This window comes from Bradyrhizobium sp. USDA 3364, assembly GCF_054056355.1.
In genome coordinates, this window is record NZ_JBSRYG010000002.1 from 935,982 (window position 1) to 956,062 (window position 20,081).

The following is a 20,081-nucleotide window of genomic DNA, read 5'->3' on the forward strand; positions in this document are numbered from 1 at the left end:
CGCGGTCGCCGCCCCCCTTCTGCGGGGCTGTTGACCCGCAGGCATGTTGCCGGATTATTTTCTCACCGATGCTGATCTAGCAGAGCAGCGTACCCTTATATCCAAACTTCCGTGTTGAATGGATCGCTTGACTCGATCGGGTTCACGCCGCGCTCGCTTGAGAGACTGTCGCTTCGAAACCTTCCGAGCCAGGCTCGGGCCTGATGTACCGACAAGCGGCGAGGTTGCCGCTTGGCAAACTGACAGAGCCAACATCGCCCTCGACATCAGGCGTGTACTCACGCCTCACCTCTGCGATCTACATCAATTGGGTGCATGGCCGGTCAAGCGCCGCGTGATGGAACGCCTCGCGCGAGCTGCCCGACGAGCATCTGGAATTGCAGCCAACTTGTTTCTTCACCGAGATTCGGGATAGACGCGAACGCGCTGGCGTCCTTCGCTTTCCACCAGCTCGCCCCTGTAGGGCACCCCGCGGATCTCGAAATAGGTCGGCCGCCCGGGACCGGGCATGATGCGCTCGCCCTCCAAAACGCGCACGAGGTAAGGCGGCAGGAACCGCTCCCTATGCTCCCAGCCGCCCCGGATCAGATAGCCAAGATCGACTGCGCCTTCCCCGGGGCGTCTTGCGCTTACGATTGGCGGTGGGCGATGCAGCGGCCGGGATGGCCCGGCTTCGTTCATCCCGCCAACCCGCGGGTGATGGATCAGGCGAATATCCCTGTGACCGCCCGGTCCAAATGTCGCCGAATAGCGCTCCCCATTAATCGCAAATTGACTTGGCCCGAACTGGTTTGGCAGCAGATTGATGTTGCCCAACACATCGATCAACACGTCTGACGCCGCCTGGGAACCGTGGCGCCAATCCACCCCAACGATCGCTCCTATATCCCGCAGCTCCGAAGGGGCCCCCGGTGGGCCCGCGAACGACGAAGCGGCCGCTAATTCAGGTGCTGGCGCAGAGCGCGCATCGTCGCGCAAGTCGTGCGGTGTGGGTGGATCTAGATCAACGAAGGACTCGAGACCGCCGTAGATGTTTGACGATCGAGGCCTCACGGACGAAGGCGATGCAGGTTCTTGCATCTGTTGCCCAAGCCATGCCCAAGCTCCCTGGCTCGGGGTGGCCGGAAGCTCGAATGGCGGATGAGCCTGCGCGGCCCAGTGCGGCGCTGGCATTGGTGAGGCGGGCCCGTGGATCTGCTCACCAGGCCACCCCCAGGCCCCAGCGCTCGGTGTGGCTGGCGTTGCGGGAAGCTCCTGTGGCGAATGGGCCTGCCGAGCAGCTTCCGCAGAAGGTTGACCTGGGTCCTCAGGAGGCGGCAATCCCAATGCCCTGTTCGCCTCGAGGATTTGCTGGTAGAGTCCAAGCCTGAGCAGATCAGCGTTGATCTTGCTGTCCTTGGTTTCTTGCTTGTATTCCTCGACGTCTTGAGCGAGCCCAGGGGTAGACAGTCGGTCAGCGATCGGCTGTCTGTCGTGCGTCTGCAGCCACTCACTCAGTCTGAACATGCGGCGAGTTTGCCTATCGATCGTCTTGGGATCGATCCTGCCGGTTGCCTTTTCCGCCGCCGCCCACATGCGGATGAAGCTTGCGTCCTCAGCACGAGGGGCTAGTCGGCGGACATCGGCCGCCAAGGTGTTTCCGGCACCGACTTCACGAAGCTTCTTCAGGGCCGCCTTGATGCGCCTGCCGCGGTCCTTTGCGTAGGCGTCGACGTCCTCGTCGAGCTCCGCTTCCAGCTGGTGGTTTTCCACATCGGGATTTTCCAGCTGCGCATTCTCCAGTTCGCGGCGAATTCGATCGGCAATCGAGGGCCTGCCGGCGTCGCTCAGGCGCGCGCTCAAATGGCGCAAATCGGCTGCCGCGTTCTTGATCGTGCCGTCGCTGACATTACCCGCCGCCCTGTTTCGGAAATCCTCAATGAGCTCCTCATCGGCCGGAGAAACCCCACGCGTCCGGCCCGGCTGCCTGGCGTAATCAATTCGTAGATTCGTCGAAATGACGTCAGATTGCCCCGCGTCTCGCGACGACTTTCCGCTGCTGCTCCCGCCAAGCGCCTTGCCAAGTCCCGACTTGAAGCGTGACCATAATCCGCGGCTTTTTCCGCTCTTGGCCGACGCGGCAGACTCTGCGTCCGGAAAGCTGTAACGTGTGCTGTTGAACAGATCATCTCGCAAACTAGACTGCGGCACTTGCGACGAAGCGGGAAGCTGAAAGCTGGGAATGTCTACGCTCCGGCGCGTGCCGCCTAGCGCACTCTCCCTAGAAGTGGAGCGCGGCGGCGCCCGCATCGAACCGCCGAAATCGTCCCTCCGCACTGCTCGACCACCTGCTGCGGGAGGCCGATCAGGCGAAGTTGAATTCCTTTGATCAGACGGAACGAGGGTCAAGTCCTGCAGCCGCCCTTCAAAGTCAGCCTGCTCGCTTGGGCTACCCGCTCGCTGCCCAGTCCGCCCCTGAAGGGCGGCGTACTCGCGCATCCAGGCTCCTGAATCGAAGAATGGGTCAACCGGATCCATCCTGCTCTCCTCATGTTTGCATGGCCCCTGCAACAATCCGCACTTCCTGGATTACGGCCAGCTAGCAGTTCGTTCAGCAAGGGTCAGATTATCTGATTGTTGTAGCCGCAACCTTTCCAAAAGCTGACGAGATCAGGATATTGCTGCGCGCAACACCGCCTTCGTATCGTCACCCGCGTGACGACAGGACGGGGTCGCTCCAGTTTTGCCGAACCTCTTCGCCGGCCGAGAATTGGTCGACGGATATGACAATGATCGCCTGTCGATCGTGCGCCGAATTCAAACATCACGGCCGGGCTCACACAGCCTCTACCAGTCTCCGACAGATAATACGTGACGAGTATCTTGTCGTCCTTGGCATCAACTTTGGCGCTGAGCTTGTCCTGTTGCAGGCGCTCATTGATGACGCACAACGTCTTTTCCTCGACGCAGACCGGGAGGCATTCTCGCGCGTCGAAATTCCACTTTGCTTGAGTGCGATTCTGAGGGACCGAATCATCCTAACCTGTTTCACCAGTCCGGAGCCATTGTTCGAATGCTGTATGTGAGATCCATGTCGTCCGGAAAACGGCGGACTTCGCCGAATGCCCTTCGAAGGGGACGTTCCGCCCTTGAAGACGAGATGCTATCGCCAGTGGCAACGAGTGCGTTGAGGTTCAAACGATCCAAATATTTTTCTCCAGAGGATATGCAGGCCGCCCTCGCAACAGTAACGCCGAGCTCCTCTCGGGATCAGATAGGTTTAAGGTTTATCCAGCCCACAGTTCGCGGATTAGGCCTTGCAAGCCAAGTCGGCAATGAAGATTCGGTAGACTTCGCTCACTTCAATCGGGCTCAGTTTTTGCCTGAGGAACCGTAAGGCTTCCCGTGCAGTATCGAGACCGCCCCACTGGAGCGCGCGCGGACGACCTCACCTGCACGACGGCTTGGCCATCGTAAGCTGCCGACGCGGTGCATGCTTGAACTCCACAACTTGCTTGCCAAGATGGAGTTCGCGGGAAGCACCCGAAGTCAAATAAACTAGCCGAACAGTTAGCTGCCTCGTCAAACCAAGCTTGTTGGCTGCGGCAGCGCCTTCGGAACTGATGATTTCACCGCTGCGCGCCTTGATCTCCTCAACAGCTTTTCGACCGATGGAGCTCCCGTCCCATAGCGGATTTCGGCCGGACCTAGATACACTCTCGCCTCGCGCGCGGAATTCTTGCCGCTCGGCAAGACCGAAGGGCCCAGATCGACGGCAGCGCACTTTCCAAGGTGCAACAGCACGTCCGCAGCGATGGGCGACCCTTCACGATCGATCCTTACGTACTGCCGCAGAGCAATGATAAACAGCTCTGCGGCGGGTTGGGAGTCTCATAGTTCGAGGCCACGCTGTGCGAGCACACGGTCCATGACCTCGCGTTTGATCTTGCCTGCGAGCTCGTTTCGGACTTGCGCTCCGAGCACCCGCTCGGCATCCGCGTCGCCCAGCAGACCATGCTCGGCCAGTCGTTGACCGAGGCGGCTTTGAAATTCCTCGCCCATGGCTTCGAGCACTCGGTCTTGCATCGCGGCATGTTCGTCCGGAGCGATGCGCTTGAGCACCGTGTCCCAGGGTTCCCAGCGGCTTGCCATGAAATCGGTGAACTCGCTTGCTTCGCGCTTCCGGACCAGGTCCAGCGCCTCCGTCGCATCATCCTCGCTTACGTCAGCGACCGCCAAGAAGCGCATGTCAGGAGCGACGTGACTGAGCTCCAGCGGCGCGCGCAGCCGATGCTGATAGGCCAGGTAGACTTCGACGTCGTCCGCGTTCGGGTTGCCGCGAGCAAGCGCGTTGACCCTGTCGCGCGCGATCTCGTCCAGCGCCTCCAGGCGAAACGCGACACGGCCGCACTGGATCAGCTCGCCAAGCCGGTTGTCATATAGCCCGGTCTTAACGTCAGCGGTGATGCGCGCCGTCTGCATACCGTTCCAGTGCAACGTAACACGATCCTCGCAGCTGGTGTTAGCCTCGGAAAGCCTGTGCAAAGTACTGCTCGCGCAATCCCGCATTGGCGGCCGCCTGCCGCAGATCATCAGCCACTTGCTGCCGAAACGCGTCATTGCCGTAGTTCACAGTGCCTCGTAGCCTCTCCAGGAACCGTGCGTAGTCCTGGGCGCCGGGCTCATCCGCGAAGTGCTGCCATTCGGCCAGCGCGACCGGATCGTCTGCGAGCCAGTGTGCGGCGGCCTCATGCAGGGATTGCTGCGCAAGCTGCGGTAGCGCTTCAGCCGCCGCCAGATGAGCGAGAACGGCGTCCGGCAGCGGGTTATCCCCGAACTCGAAGCTCGCCATATGCGGGTAGTAGAGGCTATTCATCGGTATAAGAGCCTCTAGAAGACTTTCAGGCAGGCTGGTCAGCCGGTTACCGCTGACATTGAGCGATTGGAGTGTGCTCGGAAGTGGGTCAGGCAGGTTGGCCAATTGATTGCTGCTCACATTGAGTTCAATGAGCCGCGACGGGAGGGACTCGGGCAGATCGGTCAACTGATTGCCACCGAGCGCGAGCGAGGTGAGCCCGCTCGGGAGAGCGTCCGGCAGGCTGGTTAGCTGGTTGTCGTTCGCGTTCAGGATCTCGAGTCCGACCGGAAGATTTACCGGCAGGCTCGTCAATCTATTGTCAGCGACTTCCAGCTCAGAGAGGGTCGCCGGAAGACCATCCGGCAAACTGGTCAAGCGATTATGGCTGATGAGAAGACGCTGGAGACCGGGCGTGAACATAGCGGGCAGGCTGCTTAGCTCGTTGTGCCTGGCGCGCAGTTCTAGCAACCTTGGCGGCAGGGCGCTGGGCAGAGTGGTCAGCGAGAGCCACGATAAGTCGAGCGAGCGCGAGCCTGTGTTCTCCGTATTCCTGATTCGTGTGCGCCCCTGCCGCCGATTCTCGGCTTCGCCCTGCCCCTCTTCGACAACCCAATTGTCCAGCATCTGCGCGCGCGCGGAAGCCGCGGTCCGATAGCCCGTCACGGTTTCGACCAAATTCGCCACGGCGCGGTTGAAGCCGCCGAGGTAGCTTTCCTGGTCCGCCCCTTCGGAAAGCCCCGAGGAAGAACCTGCATTCCACTGTGCCTGCCCAGCGTCCATCAATTTCTCCATTCCAGAATCAAGAATACCGCCTGCTTCTCAAGCTTGCGAAGCAGGCGGTTGCACAGCGCGAATGTCACTCGATAACCGCTATACGTGCGCTGAGTCCCCGTCCGACTAAAGTAAGCACGGGTTCACACAAGCCCTAGCGCGGCAAATCGATCGATACTGCTGCGAGTTTTGCGGCCATTTCGTTGACCAGATAAGTCCGGCAGGACCGTTTACGGGCAACGTTCTGCCGTTAGCAGGCTTACCTGTCGATTAGCTGACGAGTATCGCTGCAACCCTCAGGGGCGCTCGTTTGCCACGGGGTGAGCAAAGCAATCCAGCTTACGGGTGAACCGCTCAAGCTTCGCAATGACCAGTTCGGCAGCACTGCCCAGGCATCTGAGAATGTCGGCGTGAACTCGGCCCTTCGGATCGCCTGCCGCCCTTCATTTCTCGCTACTCGGCCGAAAAGGCTCTGCTGGTCGTCGTTGCGCTCTATAGCGAAGCCGCTACTGCCTTGCTTATCCGCCACCGTTCCAATCGTTGTAGCGACGATGGTGCCGGCAGCTGCGTTGCCATCGCAGCAACAGCTCACCGACAAAGGTTTGATCGGGGTCGGATCTGACCTTGTCGAGGACGCGAAGCTACAGTTGGGTGCCGCGGTTCGCAAGGAAATTGCCCGCGAGATCAAGGGCGCCCTGAGAGACAAGGTGCTCAACGACCACGGCCTGAAGCTGTGAAGCGGGCTTTGGCTGCAGGAGGCTTAATTCCTGCCTGATGGCGTCGGTCATCGGCCGAGAGCCTTGCGCGGCAAGCGTAGAACCAGACGGCGTGCGCCGATCCAGATTTCGGCGTCGCTCGACTCCTGTTTCATTCCGACGGCTCGCTCGGCAGCCAATCTGTGGCACCCCCGAAGAACACCTTCAATGACCATCTCGCAGCTTCGCGATCCGTCAGTTGATGGGAGTGAGGCTCGCGGCCAGAGGGATTGGCCCCGATTCCTGAGGATTTGTATTCAGCATAATAGCTCGTCCTCAACGCGTTGGTCTTGCCCGGATCCCATTCACGCCAGCCTTCCGCGATGATGGGTACATCTATCTTCGTCGACAGGAAGACCACAGTGGCATACGGACGCCAAGGCCGGCCAAGCGCAACGTAGCGCGCAGCGGGCTCGGCAGTCAGCCTGCAATGATCGAAGACGTAAGCACTGTCCTCCTCCGGCGCCTCTTTGCTCTGGGCAGTATACACGACGGCCTGATTGGCGATGCCATGCAACTCACAGTTCCGGAAGTAGGCCTTGGCGTTGCCGAATATGAAATCGACATGCCCCTCGATGTAGCACTCCGAGAAGTATTGTCGTGACATTCGGCCGTTCGGCCCCTTGCCGGCAAACAGCGTGTCCTGGGCGCCGAGCAGGCGGACGCGCGTAATGACGTCCCTGTCTCCCGTAACGGACAGCGCTACTCCTTGCGATGGGGGATTGGTTGGATTGAGCGCGTAGTCGTTCTGGATAGTCAGATTTTCGATCCGGACGTCATCGCCAGCGGCATCCAGTGTAGCCGAACGCGCGGTTCCTCCCGCATTGATTGCGCCGTCGCCATACACAATGACCGTATCCTCCGGTTTGCCGCCAGTCCCTACGATATGAATACCGGATTTGGAGGTTTTGACCTTTTCGCGATAGGTCCCCGGCGCGATCCGAATTTCCCCGCCTTGCGCCGGCAACGCGTCGACGGCTTGCTGCACGGAGCGATAGTCCGCGTTTGCGGCGTGCGACACCGATATTGCCTCGGCGTATGCTGCCGGGATGCAGAAACATCCAGCCAGAAGCGCGGCGGACGTCAGGAACATTCGCATTTGATCTTCCCTTGGTGGCGTTTGCGGCGCGTCCGATGCAGTCGATGTAACGCGCCGCCGCGCTATAGCCTCGCGGATGGTCGATACTTTCCTCGCCGAACCAGAACCTGTGCGTAACTCTCGCGATGTCAGCCTTTGCAAACCAATCGCGCAACGGGCGCGGGCCATTAGGCTCACCTTCCGCAATCTCGCCAGTTCAAGCCTATCGATGCGGGCTCTCCTCTGCCGGCGCCGGAGTCGTGGCGCCTAGCGGTTAACGTCTCGGAATGCCCTAGAACAAGTGTCCGATCCGCGCGACAACGTCTCTGCAGCTTGCCCCGGCAGCGGCGGCGACACGTCAGAGTGATCGGCGGTCACCTTTGCATGTTCGAGCTGCCAGATCGCGGAACTGGCAAATCGGACATCCTCGAGTTTCACGTCAAGGACATGCCGCTCGTCTACGCCGCGCATCACCAGTGCGCCATCGTCGCCACGCACATGGCGCAGAACAATCTGCCGATAGACCGGAATCCTCGAGCCCTGCGCGCGCGGATCGTATTTCGCATCGAACGCCAGCGGCCAGCGGTTGCCCCTCAGGCACACGTTTTCATAAGTCACGCGCTCGACCAGGCCACCTCGACTGACATCGCTCTTGATGCGCAGACCAGACGTCGTTCCGTCCAGCGTCAGATTACGCACCAGTATGTCGCTGGCCCCGGAATTCACCTCGCTGCCGATCGACATGCCGTGCCCCCAGCCGAAATAGTTATCAATGATGGAGATATGGCTGCTTGAGCCATTATCGCCGGCCTTGATAGCGACGTTGTCGTCTCCCGTTCGGATGAAGCTGCGGGTGATGGTCACATCCTGGCTCGCGCCAGGGTCGATACCGTCGGTATTGCGGGCGTCCGCTGGGGCATCGATCGTGAGGCCCCAAAAAGTGGCACCTTCGACCCGGTTCATCGCGATATGAAAATTGGGTGCATTGCGCAAGGTGACACCCGTGAACGTGATGTCTTGCGCATGATCGATCTGGATCAAGCGCGGGGCGTTTTGGTTGCCGCCCTCGACTTGGGCGCGGCGGGCCAGTTGCCACCAGGTTTCGGCGCTCCCGACCAGGGTTGCACCGCCCTGACCATCGATGATGCCGTCCCCGTAGATTCCGCCGCCACGGGTTTTGGAAAAGCTGATGAACGGCCGGCAACCATCGCCCTTGCCGGAGATGCGACCACACTGTCCGCGGCCCTTATCGTAAGCAGCTGGTTGGGGGATGGCGATGAGCTTGGCGCCTCGTCCGATCCATAACGTCACGCCCGATTTCATTTCGAGCGGACCCGACCGGAACTCGCCCCGCCCTAAATATACGGCGGCCCCCGACGGACATTGGTCGATGGCATCTTGCAAAGTGACCGTATCTTGCTTGCCGGACGGCACGGGCCGGTCGCACACCGTCTGTGGTGCAATAGGTTCGGTAACGATGCGACGATCTTGCGCGTTGGCGGCCGGACAGAGAATGATGCAGGCAATGATGGATAACAGACTGCATGCTCGAAAAGGCTGTGTCATCGACCTCGTCTCTTTGCCGCGTGGATCGATGCGGCCTAACACTTGCACACGCGAACCGATCCGCCGCGGCTCGCCTCACTCGCCGCGCAAGATGACATTTATAAGACGCAGAGGCTGCATAGAGTTTTACGCGCTCGCAGCAGCATTGCTGCAAGGGGCGATGAACGACCCTGCAAGGGGGCACGCGATTTCGCCGATCAGCTCATAGCTGAGAGAGGCTTGCGCGCGGGTCACACCTGCGGCTTAGGTAGGAAGACTTACAAAATCAGCCTGCAATCCGCCATCGACGTCTTCAGTCATGAACTGAGAGCTGATCACGTGCCGACAGGGAACATACTCTGCGCTACAAATGCATCGTCATCTAAAGCTCCAGGAGTACTGTGCGCGAAAAGCCATCCAGTTGAGCCATGGCGATCGAAGCAAAGCCGGCTGAAAGCCAAGGTGATACGCTCGATAACGGCTAGACGTGCCGTGGGTCGCCGCAAATTAAATCGGCCGCCAGAGCAAACTAAGGGCTCTGCGGCGATCCCTCGTTTGGTCTAATAGTCGCTTGGCAAGCGGCGAGGCGGTTGAAGCATGGACGCGCCACGTTTACGCTTTCCAACCCCGCCACGCTGCTCCTGGAGAGCCTGCAATGCAACACCTACATGCTTGTTCTTCTGGAACACCCTCTCAGAAAGCTCACTCAACGTCTTGTTATCACTTCCTTCGAGCGATTGGCCTCTCTCGCCCAGGTAAGCTGCCACCTTGTAGAGCATCTGAGTATACTTCTCGGTCGACGCGTGTGACAGCTTTCGGCGCTTGCTGACGCCCTCCATCATGGCCCAAATGTAATCGCGATCCGTACCAGACACATTGGCCGGCGGTTTGCGGCCGGGATGCCGGTGAAGGCGGCCGCTATCGGCCATCCGCGCTGCATCCAGCTGTTGCTCAAACGCGTCTTGTTCGGCCCGAGCTTGCTGCTCTTCCAGATCGGCGTTCTGCACCGGTGCTGAAACTGCAGAACCAGACGCGTCGAAATCATGCGAGTCCACGCACAATCCTCACCTCGAAGCCTATCCACGTTAGTTCGTATTCGTACAAGCTTTCGAGAAGCTGACGAAATCGCTGTCCGCATATGGCTTTCGACGTTCCTCGAACCCTCTTTTTAGCATCCGCGAGCTCAGGTGATTGCCATTATCAGCCCCTGCTCGAGGCCCCTGAGGAACATAGTCAAGCAACTCTCATCAACATCCAGGGGGAGCCAAATGAGGCTGGTCAGCTTTCCCGATCACGGGGGCGTGACGTGCCTTGATCTTGGCGAGCGATCACGGCCGATTAAGCACTCTGGCTTAGCTCTCTAACAAAGAGATTGAACAACTCCGCGTGAGCGCCCTATCCGCAAACATGGTGTCCCGTCGGAACCGCGGACGATACGTCCTCTGTCAGCGTGACCAATCAAAAGCGCGTCCGCCGGACAAAGCACCGCGAACAACAAAAAACGAAGCCGATAGAAGAGCCGCATCTTGACATCCATTCGGCAGTCGGTTCGCAACACGATAGATATTGAAGGCTTTGAGCCTCCGGGTTCACGAACGTCCGTTGCATTTAACGGTCCCAGGATTGACTCGTGAACGTGGCAGCCAGCGGGTCGACAGGATCATTGACGCTCCAAGATTTGCGCGGCCGCGCCTTACGCGCCGCAGTGTCTGCCGCAGATTTCTGCTGGCGTTCATCGGTTGGCGCCCACACTGATAGACAGTCAAGCCTCCGCTCAAGCTCCGCCAATTCTGCCTTACATTCGGCTATGACCGATTGGGCACGAAGCAACTTGATCCTGAGCTCGTCCCGTTGCCTGAATAATTGCTCAGGATCCCTATCATCCTGCATCAGCTCAATCATCTGCCAGCGCAAGCCCCGATGCGTCGTTGTCGCTCAGCTTCAAGTGAACGGCTGCTCGCCCGAGATGACCGATAGAAGAGTTCAAGCCGTGCTCATTGGGAGGGCTTGGATGGTGACCGTTCGAAACGCGACCTGAAGGTAACAAACGTCGCCATGCAGGAGCGCGCGCTGTGGAGCGCACCTGCAGAGACTTCTGACATTAACCGATCCGGAAAGCTTCATCTGAAAACCCGAATGTGTTGCTCGAGAAACATCATGGCCGCATGATCTTCTCGCATCTCTCAAGCAACCCACATGCCAAATCCGCTTGACAGTTTTCTATTGGGGAATGATGCGCATCTCGCGGCATTCACTCGCTGCAAACGTTCTGTCGTTGCGGTTGAGACAAGCGGCGTCTGAAGCGAGACAGTCGACGTCGCAAGCACAACGCTCATAACAGCGACTGCCTTCCTTGCCGGCCAAAACGCTCTCAGCATTTGAGCGGGGCGTCATCGATTGAGAATATGCTATCAGCAATGAGAGTGCCGATGACGCGACCGTGATCGCGCGAATTTCGCATCAGCGGGTCAATTGGCGGAGGCGCGCAATCCGGAGCGGCGGCATTCGATGAGAAAGACTGGGGACGCCACGCACCGATCATCCTGGCCTCACCGATTGGCCAAATGGGGGGCTTGCCACCACCTCAGTGGAGAACTCGCCGCAACAGCGACACTCGCGACCCCGATCGCACTCACGCAGCTTGCACAGATCGCGATGATGGCGACGGATCTGGCTTGGATCGGCCACATCGGCACCGAGGCCCTCGCGGCTGCCGCGCTCGCCGGTATGATCTTATCGATTGGCCTGACCTTCGCAGCCGGCGTGATCTCGGCAGTAGGGCCGCTCGCGGCGCAAGCACGTGGCGCGGCAAACTCAGCCCTTCTGCATTATACAATTCTAAATTACTCAGTGCATAAATTGGGGCATATAATACCCTAAAACCAGCAACAAATGAAAACTGTTAAGGCGGATGGTCGAGCCCGCCCGCAGTCCCGCCGTCCGATGAGCCGCAGCCGGAAGCAGGGAGACGGAACCAGGGCCGTGATGCACCATCGGCATTACCCTGTGCCGGTGCTGCTCTACTTCGGCGGCACGATGCTGATCATGATCACAGCGGTCTTCTCAGTGCGGCTGCTACCGATGATCGGCGAACGCTCCGGACCAACTGGTTCGCTGCCGCCTCACGCGAATGCCGTCGGCTGGAGCGGCCAACTCAACGGCGACCTGGCAGACAATGGTCTTCTTGCGTGCGTCAACCGAAGCCGTGATAGCGGCTTCGTCGACATGTCGACGAGGCCCGCTCGCCCGCTGCGGTGCCCTCTTGTCCCGATCGGCGTGCTGATGCTGCTGCTCGGCAGCACCGGCAGCATGCCCTAGCCTGTACTGGCCGAAATAGGCCACTCGCGGGAACAAAACAGGCCACCGGAATCGAAAGGGGCCGCCTCACGCGAGCGGCCCCTTGCCGGTTTGAATATCGGTCCGTGCTGAAATCTAGCCCCGGCAAGGGGGACATTAGAGTTTTCAACAACACTGTTGGATTCCGGGAAACTACGGTGATTGGCTACGTATGAACGACGGATTAGGTGGTGTGGACACTTATCGTGTCCATAGGACGATTGCAGCGAGAGTGACGACGGCTCGGTAATTTCGGGCTGTCTTTTCGAAGCGCGTTGCGACGCGGCGGAACTGCTTGAGTTTGCTGAAGCAGCATTCGACGAGATGCCGCTGGGCATAGAGATGCTTGTCGAGCGGATGCTTGAGTGCACGTGACGGGTTGTTGGGGATGACGGCGAGCGCGCCCTTGGCCGCGATGGCTTGGCGCAAGTGATCGGCGTCATAGGCCGTATCGGCCATGACCACCTCGGCGGGCAATCCCTCAATCAAGGTGGCGGCTTGCGGTGCATCGCCCTTCTGGCCCGCGGTGAGCGTGAACCGCACGGGGCATCCCAAACCTCGGACGGCCATATGTATCTTGGTGCTCAAGCCGCCGCGCGAGCGGCCGATCGCCTGATCTTCAGACCCCCTTTTTTCGCCCCGGCGGCGTGCTGATGCGCCCGGACGATGGTGGAATCGACGATCAGATATTCGAAGTCCGGATCATCGGACATCGCCTCGAAGATCCGCAACCAGACACCCTTGGTGCTCCATCGACTGAAGCGCCGGAACACGCTGTTCCAATCCCCAAACGCCTCCGGAAGATCACGCCAGGGAGAGCCGGTGCGAACGATCCAGAGCACCCCTTCCACGAACATCCGGTTGTCGCGTCCGGTCGAACCCTTCTGGTCAGGCCGGCCGATGATGAGCGGCGCCATGCGCTCCCAAGCCGCGTCGCTCAACACCAAACGATCCATCACACCCAAGGCCGCCTCCCAAAACAAGCCTTGAATCTGATTTGCCCTCAAAAGGGAATCCTTAGAGTCCACACCGCCTAGAGCGATTTGCGCCAACAATGGATTTGGAGTTGGACACAGGAATCCGCCGCCCTGTCCAGTGCCACCAAACAAAAAGGCCGCCAACTGAGGCGGCCTACAATCCAAAGGAATGCCTCATCTGAGCCGCCATGCGCTGGACGGCATCGGTGTATTGGCCGTGATTGAAGTGCTGGTCGATGACGTACAGAACAAAAATAATGCCAGCGGCGATCAATAATCCCTTCACTCGAAATCCCTTCTAGGTCGACGATAGGACCTCGGGAGCGCGGAGCCATTCGGTCATGCTCGCGCCAGCTTCAGCTTGTCGGGCAAGCTTCAGCAGCGCTTCTTTCTCGATACCTGGGGAGAGCGCTGCGGCCTGTTGGTGTAGCTGTCGAGCGCGCTCTAAAAGTCTTTCTTCAAGTGAATTTGTCTGCTTCACACGGCGACGTTTCGAACCCATTGCTCCCTTTCCCTCGTTCGGTTCCCTGCCCGGAACGGGGAGTCTAATTGTCACGGAAATGCAAGGTTCCTAGGAGCGCATTAGCCAATGGGACTAGAGCTGATCGTCCGCTCGACCTCGTCGGCCAGCGCGCGGTGGTGAGTCGCCAGTTTGGCGAACAGCTCTTTCTTGGTCGCGTTGGTCGCGAGCTTGCTGATTAGTTCGCACTCCTCAGCCTCAACCCGAAGCTTCTCCAAGTGCGCCTTCATGTCCTTCATTGACAATCCCCGACTGCCCTGACGGAACCCCCATTTTGCGGAAAGCTCGCGGCAGCCGTCAATCTCATGCGCCCAATTGAGATAGGAACTCCGTTCACCCACGGAGAACCCCGGGCGGAAACTGGCACAAACTGCATATTGAATTTTATAGCGGCATAAGGCCCGGAGATGGTGAGAACATTCCGTGATCGCCGCTCGGTAGTCCTACCGAGAACGTCAGCTAAGCCATTCTTTCCATTCGCTTAAACCAAACAGGCCACTCCAAAAATCAAATTAGGCCACCAGGGGTTAAAGCAGGCCAGCGCCCCCTATCCCGACACTGGCACGGCCGACGCTGATCATTCCGGTGCCAATCATGTTGGCGCATCGCACTGCGGGGATCGCGATCACGCCGATCGCGATCATTCCCCTCGTCGCCCATGGTCCGGTTCCGCTGAAGCAACTTCGTCCCAAGGTCGCGCGAAAACCCGATCTCCGCCATGAAGCTGGAAAACGAGATCACCCCCGACATCAAGGCGCCCGCCATCGAAGGCGGACCGCCAAACTTGCGAGTTCGACAGACTTCAGCGTTCGATCCGGAGGCTGTCCCTAGAACTAAACTGCACCCAAGGCGCCGGAACCGCACCGGCAAATCGCCCGATCCCGTCAGTCGAGCCACCAGAAGAAGCCTGTTCGACGCTTCGGTTCTTCCCTCGGTCCTGTGAAGACGAAATCTGCTTCGATATCGATTAGGCCGGCGCTCGACAACATCGGCCTGTTGACGATGGTCCGCTTTTGAAGCGCGTGGAGAGCGAGCAATATCCGTCTATTGATAACCCAGTTGTCATAGCCGATGCTCGGCAGCGATCTGTCGAGGGTCTGTCGCGCGTTGCCGCCGAGCGGCCCGGCGTTGATCGTCGCGCGCAGTGCGGGAAGTATCGCCCCAATTAGATTCCAACTCGCCTGACTAGCCTCCTCGAGCGCGTGAACGAGGAGGTCGGATTCGATGTCGAGGACACCCTGTTCCGGGACGTCCCGCTGCAGCGAATTCCATCGCGTCGACCAATTTTCCGATGATCTTCCAAGCGTGACGATGCTGTGCTTGAGATTGGTCAATCGTGCGATCGTCAGCACGTCGGCAAGGCCTGCGGCGTGTTGGAGCAGGTCGAGATCCAAAAGTGCGTTCCGGGAATTGGCGGCTGGTCGACGCCACGACTGGTGAAGCTCACCTTTGCGAACAGCGTCGATCACGGATCGTATGGCGAATTCCGGTGCCCGCTTCAAGATCTCGACGGCCCCCTCGCCGAGGTCGCGGCGCACGGCGACGTCGATAATCGTCGCCATTGCTTCGGAGGTTCGGCTGACTGCGAACAAGCGAGAGAGGTCTGGCCCCGGAAGATCGGCAACGGCGCGCGCGGTTATTAGATCGGACGCGCGATGAGTCTTCTCATCCGAAAGGGAGTCGTGGCGACAGAATTGACGATCTCACCGTCGGCGCGAGCGACGGTCCACCCGACGATCGGATCGCGCAATCGATCGAGGCGATTGCCATTTGCCGCCGCGAAGTTGACGACCTCCGCCACTTCGGCGGCCGAAAGCCGTCCGAAGCGCTGCTCGATTTCGGAGACGTCGACTGCGGAATCCGAACCCTTCATGTCGAGCAGACGAAGCATGTCGAGGAACGATACCGGCGGACAGATCGACAGCGAGTTCGTGTCGAAGCCTAAGATGTCATTCTTCAATATCGCTCCATCGGTCTCTTCGGGCACTTCATCGAAGACCTTGATCGCAGCCACCATTGGGAGTGCCTGCCCCCTCCCCAAAACTAGGAAGGTCTCGACGAGCAGTTGAAAACGATCCCGCGGATTCTTCATGTCGCGCCCATAGCGCCACAGGAATCGACGAAGAGGAGTAACCTCGCCAGCACTCGCGTCGTCGGTAGCAGCGTCGACCCATTCGGGCCTAGCGCCCCCCTCACCAGTTTCAGGAAACGCTACTTGAACGTCGTACCTTGCACTGCGCCGAGGACGAACTCCAAGCTGGGCGGTTAGGAACGAAAACTCCATCCGCAAGCCGTGGCCATTGTTGCGACCATACGGCGGCGATCGCCATTTCGAGTGCCTCTGCTCCGGCGCTGGCGCTCAGAAACGTCGGCAAGTGCGCATAGTACGGACCGATGATCTCCGAGACCAAGTCCTCGCGGGATCCACGCGGCGGCGGGGAAGTTACCTCGGTCCTCCAATCCGGCGTTAGCGGTTGCGAATAGAAGCTTCGGTTCACATGCCGAGGGTCCTGGAAGAACGAAAAGAAAACCGACATGTCGGCTTGTGTGGACTCCGGAGAGACCCGGTTGCGTTCGGAGCCATGTTCTATTGCTGAACGAGTGAAGCTCCGCTTTCCAGCACGCAGGAACCCAAGATTAACTGTTTGAGCAGTTCCAGTCCGTGCCACGATCGAGTGGAAATACCGTTCGCAGATGGAAGCATAGTGAATGCATATGGACAGCAACTGCGGGCCGAATGGAAGACCGCGCAAGCAAGGAGTAAGGCGATGGACACGGCCGACAACGCCGACGCGGCTGACCACTCGCTCGCAAGTGGTCGAACAGAGAGCGTCTCAGAAAGCGTCATAGACGGACATCAAAAGGAGCAGTCAGCTTCCAACCAGCAAAACGGTTTGAAGATGACCTGCCTTCTGAGTATTTCGTCGGACGGAGTTATGCTCCCGCCTGAGCAGCATTCTCGAGTCCGAAGCTGCGAATTTTCGAATTGAAATATTTGCGCAGCTGCGCGACAGCGCAGGATCCCCACCGTGCGAACGAAGAGTGGCTTGTCAACAGCTTCATGGCGGATAACCTGACGCTCGTCAGCTTATCGACAGCTGAGCGTCCTAGCATGCGAACGGCTCGATCCAGCCGATAGAGCTGCCTAATCGGCTGAGTCCAAACATTCATGGAGTTCAATGAATACAGAACGGGCCCAGCCTCGCGCAGGCATAGCTTCCGAATCCGAAAGCGCCGAGCCAACGTCTGGGGCCGCCGGGCAGTCCCCCTCATGCCTGACCCTGTGGGCGTCAGCCTTGACTCGGTGGGCCACAGGAGCGGCCGCCGCCGACCTCGTCTCGTCGCAGGACCGCGTCCTGGCGAGCTGGGCAGCGGAAGAGGGGCAGGGCGAACACGAAAATCGGCAAGAGGGGGTCAACCGGACGAGGGCATGGCGGGACGAGGGTGATGTCAGAGGCGAGCTGAATTTGTCGTCATTGTCCCTGACCAGCTTGCCAGCCTCACTCCCGCCCAGGCTCCGGACCGTCATGGTCATCGGTAACCAGTTAAGCAGCCTGCCGGCCCAGCTTCCGGGCGGACTCCGGGACCTCTACGCCTCTGACAACCGGCTGACTAGCCTGCCCGCCCTTCCGAGCAGGCTGCGGAACCTCCACCTCATGGCCAACGAGCTGACCAGCCTGCCGGCAGAGCTGCCATCCAGGCTCCGCAGCTTGATGGTCGATGGCAACCAGCTGACCGATCTGCCCGCCCTTCCCGCCACGATCGAGGAGTTCTCCGCCAGCAATAACCAGCTGACCAGTCTGCCCGACCTTCCAGCCAGGCTCCGCCGCCTGGACGTCAGCGAAAATCAGCTGACGAGCCTGCCCGATCTTCCAGCCAGACTGCGCTACTTGGACGCAAGCGACAACCAGCTGACAAGCCTGCCCGAGATTCCGGCTAGAGTTGGATACCTGGACGTCAGCGAAAATCAGCTGACCAATCTGCCCGAGACGCTTCCGGTCAGCCTTGAAATGCTCGGCGCCAGCAATAATCAGCTGACCGGCCTGCCCGCGACCGCGCTGACGCAGCTCAGCAGCGTGTCCAGCATCGACCTGCGGTCTAATCCGATACCGCCCCCGGTGCTGGCCGATTTGGCGTCAGTCACGCGTGGCGCGGATTATGCCGGCCCGCAGGTCCTGCTGTCGATGCCGCTACAACCGGTGGAACATCAGCCGCCTCTGCTGCGCGAGGTTGTCGCGGATTGGCTCGCGGACGAGCCCGGCGCAGTGGACACGTGGCAGGGCTTCGCCGAAGAGCCGGGTGCGCAGGACTTCGCACTCTTTCTCGAAAGGCTCGCGGGCACCGTGAACTATGGTCATCAGGCGTTCCGCGACCAGGTGGCCGAGAGTCTGCTACAAGCCGCGATGAGGCCGCAGCTGCGCAAGCAGTATTTCGAGCTGGCCAATGGAGCGACTGCATCCTGCGAGGACCGCATCACTTTGACCTGGAACGGCATGCAGACCGCACGCCTGAACGCGGATGTCAAGGACGGACTCTATGACAATCGGCTCGACCAATTGCTCCAACACGGCCGAGTCATGTTTCGTTTGGAGGCGCTTGACGACATCGCACGCAAGACGGTCAGCTCGCTGCGTCGTGCCGACCCGGAGGCCAATATCGACGAGATCGAGGTCTATCTTGCCTATCAGACCCAGCTACGGGATCGGCTTGAACTGCGCCACATCGCCCCCGATATGCGCTTTTTGAATCTCGCTGAGGTCACGGCGGACGACGTCGCCAGGGCTGAGACGTCGGTGCGGCAACAGGAAGCGACGGGTTTTGCGGATTTTCTCGCAACGCGCTGGGAGCCCTGGGATGCGGCGGTGAGGCGGATCGCCCCCGATAATCATGCCGCGGCGCGGGACCGGATTGCCGATGCGCTCGAAGATGAGTTTCCCACGCGCTTGAACGAGCGCCTCGCGGAGCATGGCCTGACGGATGATGTCGATGCCCAGCGGGTGGTCGGAGCCCAGATCCTCAGCGAGATCGCGCGTGAGATCAAAGGCGAGCTGATGCATAAGGTTCTCCGGGAGCACGGCCTCGAGCCTTGATCGATGCGACCATGCCCCGGATCAGCCAGTCTCGCTTAATCGCTCCAGAACGAGCGATTGTTCAGGTTGAACGGACATGTGCAGTTGCCGTCTGCCGACCGCCTCCGACCACCACTTCGGCGCGTTGTTGGCTCGCCGGCCGTATCCAGGAAACCCGCATTTATCAACTTGTAAGCGATGCCAGAGTCCAAGGTACATTGCTCGCCTGTATTTTACGAACAGACCATGTTCGACGGGTCCGAATACAAGGCTGTGCCAGGTCACGACTGGCATTGCCTGGGTCGAACTTGATCACGCGCAGGATGTTTCGGCAGCGGAGCCAATGAATCTCCGTTCCCATCGGCGCAGGGTTTCATGGCTCAACGCCCAGGGCGATCGTCAGGCATCGGCTTCGCGGCACAGAGCGCCTCGCCGTAGGTCTGCGAGCAGGATAGCCAGGGTGCCCGCCCCACAACTACCGGGCCGGAAGGCTGGCACTGCTGACCATCCGAGGGCGTCACGCGGCTCACCTTCAGAATGTCGTTGATCCAAAGTCACTTCGGCGCGCTCGGCTCGACATTATGCCGTGGGGAGGCCGATGACGTAGGCGTGACGGAATAGATCGGTGCCAATTTCGAGCCGCCCGATCGCGAGCAGCTACGCTGCGGCTTCGTCAGCTTTTCGAAAGCTTGCTGTGGTAGGATGTCTGCTCAGGATCTTGGACGTGAGGCTACGTGGACCCGCACAATTGTGACCCATCCAACCTAACAGTTTGGTCGCAGGTGCAGCATGCCACCTCGGAGGAGCAGCAAGAGGGTCGGCGATGCACCGGCGTTTGAGCCGTCCTTGGCGACGGCGCTCCCAGCCGGCAGCGGTACATGCCCTCATCAGTCTGAAGAAGACCGGCGCCGAATTGATGACGCGACGAATAATGCGGCGGCTCGGACTCGTTAAAAGGCGCACATTAAGCCTGCATACTACCGAACTTGGCCGATTGCGGGCATGTTCTCCGCTTTCGACGTCGAGCGTTTGATCTGCGCAATCAGCAATCCTATCGCTCACGTCAACGAATTCTAATAGCCGAAGAATGAAGGGCGCCGTTGAGCAATCTTCGCGATTGCTGCGAGCCCGACGCTCGCCGTGCGATTCCACCCAGGCCCCTCAGAAAACGACGAGAGTTTCATTGAAATGAT

15 protein-coding genes and 1 pseudogene are annotated in these 20,081 nt (G+C 59.7%); 4 read left to right on the forward strand and 12 right to left on the reverse strand.

Annotated features, from left to right (window positions below; genetic code table 11):
- Nucleotides 1-396 precede the first annotated feature (396 nt).
- The 5 genes and pseudogenes from ACVILL_RS04505 to ACVILL_RS04525 all read right to left on the reverse strand — a co-directional run bounded on the left by ACVILL_RS04505 (nt 397) and on the right by ACVILL_RS04525 (nt 5,617).
- Nucleotides 397-2,175, reverse strand: coding sequence for a hypothetical protein (locus tag ACVILL_RS04505; RefSeq protein WP_456728033.1), 1,779 nt, complete (start codon nt 2,173-2,175; stop codon nt 397-399).
- A 425-nt stretch (nt 2,176-2,600) separates the two neighbouring features.
- Nucleotides 2,601-2,930, reverse strand: a complete 330-nt coding sequence (locus ACVILL_RS04510; RefSeq protein WP_456728034.1) for a hypothetical protein — start codon at nt 2,928-2,930, stop codon at nt 2,601-2,603.
- Nucleotides 2,931-3,249: 319 nt separating this feature from the next.
- Nucleotides 3,250-3,849: pseudogene (locus tag ACVILL_RS04515) on the reverse strand (DUF6088 family protein).
- A gap of 21 nt (nt 3,850-3,870) precedes the next feature.
- Nucleotides 3,871-4,476 (reverse strand): NEL-type E3 ubiquitin ligase domain-containing protein, encoded by a 606-nt coding sequence (locus tag ACVILL_RS04520; RefSeq protein ID WP_456728035.1) that lies wholly within the window; start codon nt 4,474-4,476, stop codon nt 3,871-3,873.
- 25 nt (nt 4,477-4,501) lie between these two features.
- A complete protein-coding gene (locus tag ACVILL_RS04525) occupies nt 4,502-5,617 on the reverse strand; it encodes an NEL-type E3 ubiquitin ligase domain-containing protein (protein ID WP_456728036.1) in 1,116 nt (371 codons plus the stop codon).
- Between the two features lie 311 nt (nt 5,618-5,928).
- On the opposite strand from ACVILL_RS04525, the gene ACVILL_RS04530 reads away from it, so the two are divergent.
- Nucleotides 5,929-6,345 (forward strand): hypothetical protein, encoded by a 417-nt coding sequence (locus ACVILL_RS04530; RefSeq protein WP_456728037.1) that lies wholly within the window; start codon nt 5,929-5,931, stop codon nt 6,343-6,345.
- Between the two features lie 130 nt (nt 6,346-6,475).
- Here the strand turns inward: ACVILL_RS04530 and ACVILL_RS04535 are convergent, their stop codons facing one another.
- The 3 genes from ACVILL_RS04535 to ACVILL_RS04545 form a co-directional block, all read right to left on the reverse strand.
- A complete protein-coding gene (locus ACVILL_RS04535; protein WP_456728038.1) occupies nt 6,476-7,462 on the reverse strand; it encodes a pectinesterase family protein in 987 nt (328 codons plus the stop codon).
- Nucleotides 7,463-7,708: 246 nt separating this feature from the next.
- On the reverse strand, nt 7,709-9,007 hold the full coding sequence (locus ACVILL_RS04540) for a glycoside hydrolase family 28 protein (protein ID WP_456728039.1): 1,299 nt from the start codon (nt 9,005-9,007) through the stop codon (nt 7,709-7,711).
- A 539-nt stretch (nt 9,008-9,546) separates the two neighbouring features.
- Nucleotides 9,547-10,041, reverse strand: a complete 495-nt coding sequence (locus tag ACVILL_RS04545; RefSeq protein WP_456728040.1) for a hypothetical protein — start codon at nt 10,039-10,041, stop codon at nt 9,547-9,549.
- Between the two features lie 1,453 nt (nt 10,042-11,494).
- Between ACVILL_RS04545 and ACVILL_RS04550 the strand changes: the two genes are divergently transcribed.
- Both ACVILL_RS04550 and ACVILL_RS04555 read left to right on the forward strand, forming a co-directional pair.
- Nucleotides 11,495-11,866: an MATE family efflux transporter gene (locus ACVILL_RS04550; protein ID WP_456728041.1), complete on the forward strand. Its 372-nt coding sequence runs from the start codon at nt 11,495-11,497 to the stop codon at nt 11,864-11,866.
- A gap of 102 nt (nt 11,867-11,968) precedes the next feature.
- Nucleotides 11,969-12,304: a hypothetical protein gene (locus ACVILL_RS04555; protein WP_456728042.1), complete on the forward strand. Its 336-nt coding sequence runs from the start codon at nt 11,969-11,971 to the stop codon at nt 12,302-12,304.
- A gap of 219 nt (nt 12,305-12,523) precedes the next feature.
- On the opposite strand, the gene ACVILL_RS04560 is transcribed toward ACVILL_RS04555, so the two are convergent.
- The 4 genes from ACVILL_RS04560 to ACVILL_RS04575 form a co-directional block, all read right to left on the reverse strand.
- Nucleotides 12,524-13,287 (reverse strand): IS5 family transposase gene (locus tag ACVILL_RS04560; RefSeq protein WP_456728043.1). Its coding sequence is split into 2 segments (ribosomal slippage): nt 12,524-12,949 and nt 12,952-13,287, totalling 762 coding nucleotides; the frame shifts between segments, so codons are not numbered across the junction.
- Nucleotides 13,288-13,881: 594 nt separating this feature from the next.
- Nucleotides 13,882-14,058 (reverse strand): hypothetical protein, encoded by a 177-nt coding sequence (locus ACVILL_RS04565; protein ID WP_456728044.1) that lies wholly within the window; start codon nt 14,056-14,058, stop codon nt 13,882-13,884.
- Nucleotides 14,059-14,703: 645 nt separating this feature from the next.
- Nucleotides 14,704-15,381, reverse strand: coding sequence for a hypothetical protein (locus tag ACVILL_RS04570; protein ID WP_456728045.1), 678 nt, complete (start codon nt 15,379-15,381; stop codon nt 14,704-14,706).
- Nucleotides 15,382-15,458: 77 nt separating this feature from the next.
- Entirely contained in the window at nt 15,459-15,911 is a 453-nt protein-coding gene (locus ACVILL_RS04575; protein WP_456728046.1) for a hypothetical protein, read from the reverse strand.
- A 1,564-nt stretch (nt 15,912-17,475) separates the two neighbouring features.
- Here ACVILL_RS04575 and ACVILL_RS04580 point away from each other — a divergent pair.
- On the forward strand, nt 17,476-18,909 hold the full coding sequence (locus ACVILL_RS04580) for an NEL-type E3 ubiquitin ligase domain-containing protein (protein ID WP_456728047.1): 1,434 nt from the start codon (nt 17,476-17,478) through the stop codon (nt 18,907-18,909).
- Nucleotides 18,910-20,081 lie beyond the last annotated feature (1,172 nt).

What these genes read in the sequence shown, in the direction of transcription:
- ACVILL_RS04525 (WP_456728036.1), bottom strand. Translation starts at nt 5,617, where the DNA reads ATGGACGCTGGGCAGGCACAGTGGAATGCAGGTTCTTCCTCGGGGCTT.
- ACVILL_RS04535 (WP_456728038.1), bottom strand. Translation starts at nt 7,462, where the DNA reads ATGCGAATGTTCCTGACGTCCGCCGCGCTTCTGGCTGGATGTTTCTGC.
- ACVILL_RS04540 (WP_456728039.1), bottom strand. Translation starts at nt 9,007, where the DNA reads ATGACACAGCCTTTTCGAGCATGCAGTCTGTTATCCATCATTGCCTGC.
- ACVILL_RS04550 (WP_456728041.1), top strand. Translation starts at nt 11,495, where the DNA reads ATGAGAAAGACTGGGGACGCCACGCACCGATCATCCTGGCCTCACCGA.
- ACVILL_RS04565 (WP_456728044.1), bottom strand. Translation starts at nt 14,058, where the DNA reads ATGAAGGACATGAAGGCGCACTTGGAGAAGCTTCGGGTTGAGGCTGAG.
- ACVILL_RS04570 (WP_456728045.1), bottom strand. Translation starts at nt 15,381, where the DNA reads ATGGCGACGATTATCGACGTCGCCGTGCGCCGCGACCTCGGCGAGGGG.
- ACVILL_RS04575 (WP_456728046.1), bottom strand. Translation starts at nt 15,911, where the DNA reads ATGAAGAATCCGCGGGATCGTTTTCAACTGCTCGTCGAGACCTTCCTA.
- ACVILL_RS04580 (WP_456728047.1), top strand. Translation starts at nt 17,476, where the DNA reads ATGGCCAACGAGCTGACCAGCCTGCCGGCAGAGCTGCCATCCAGGCTC.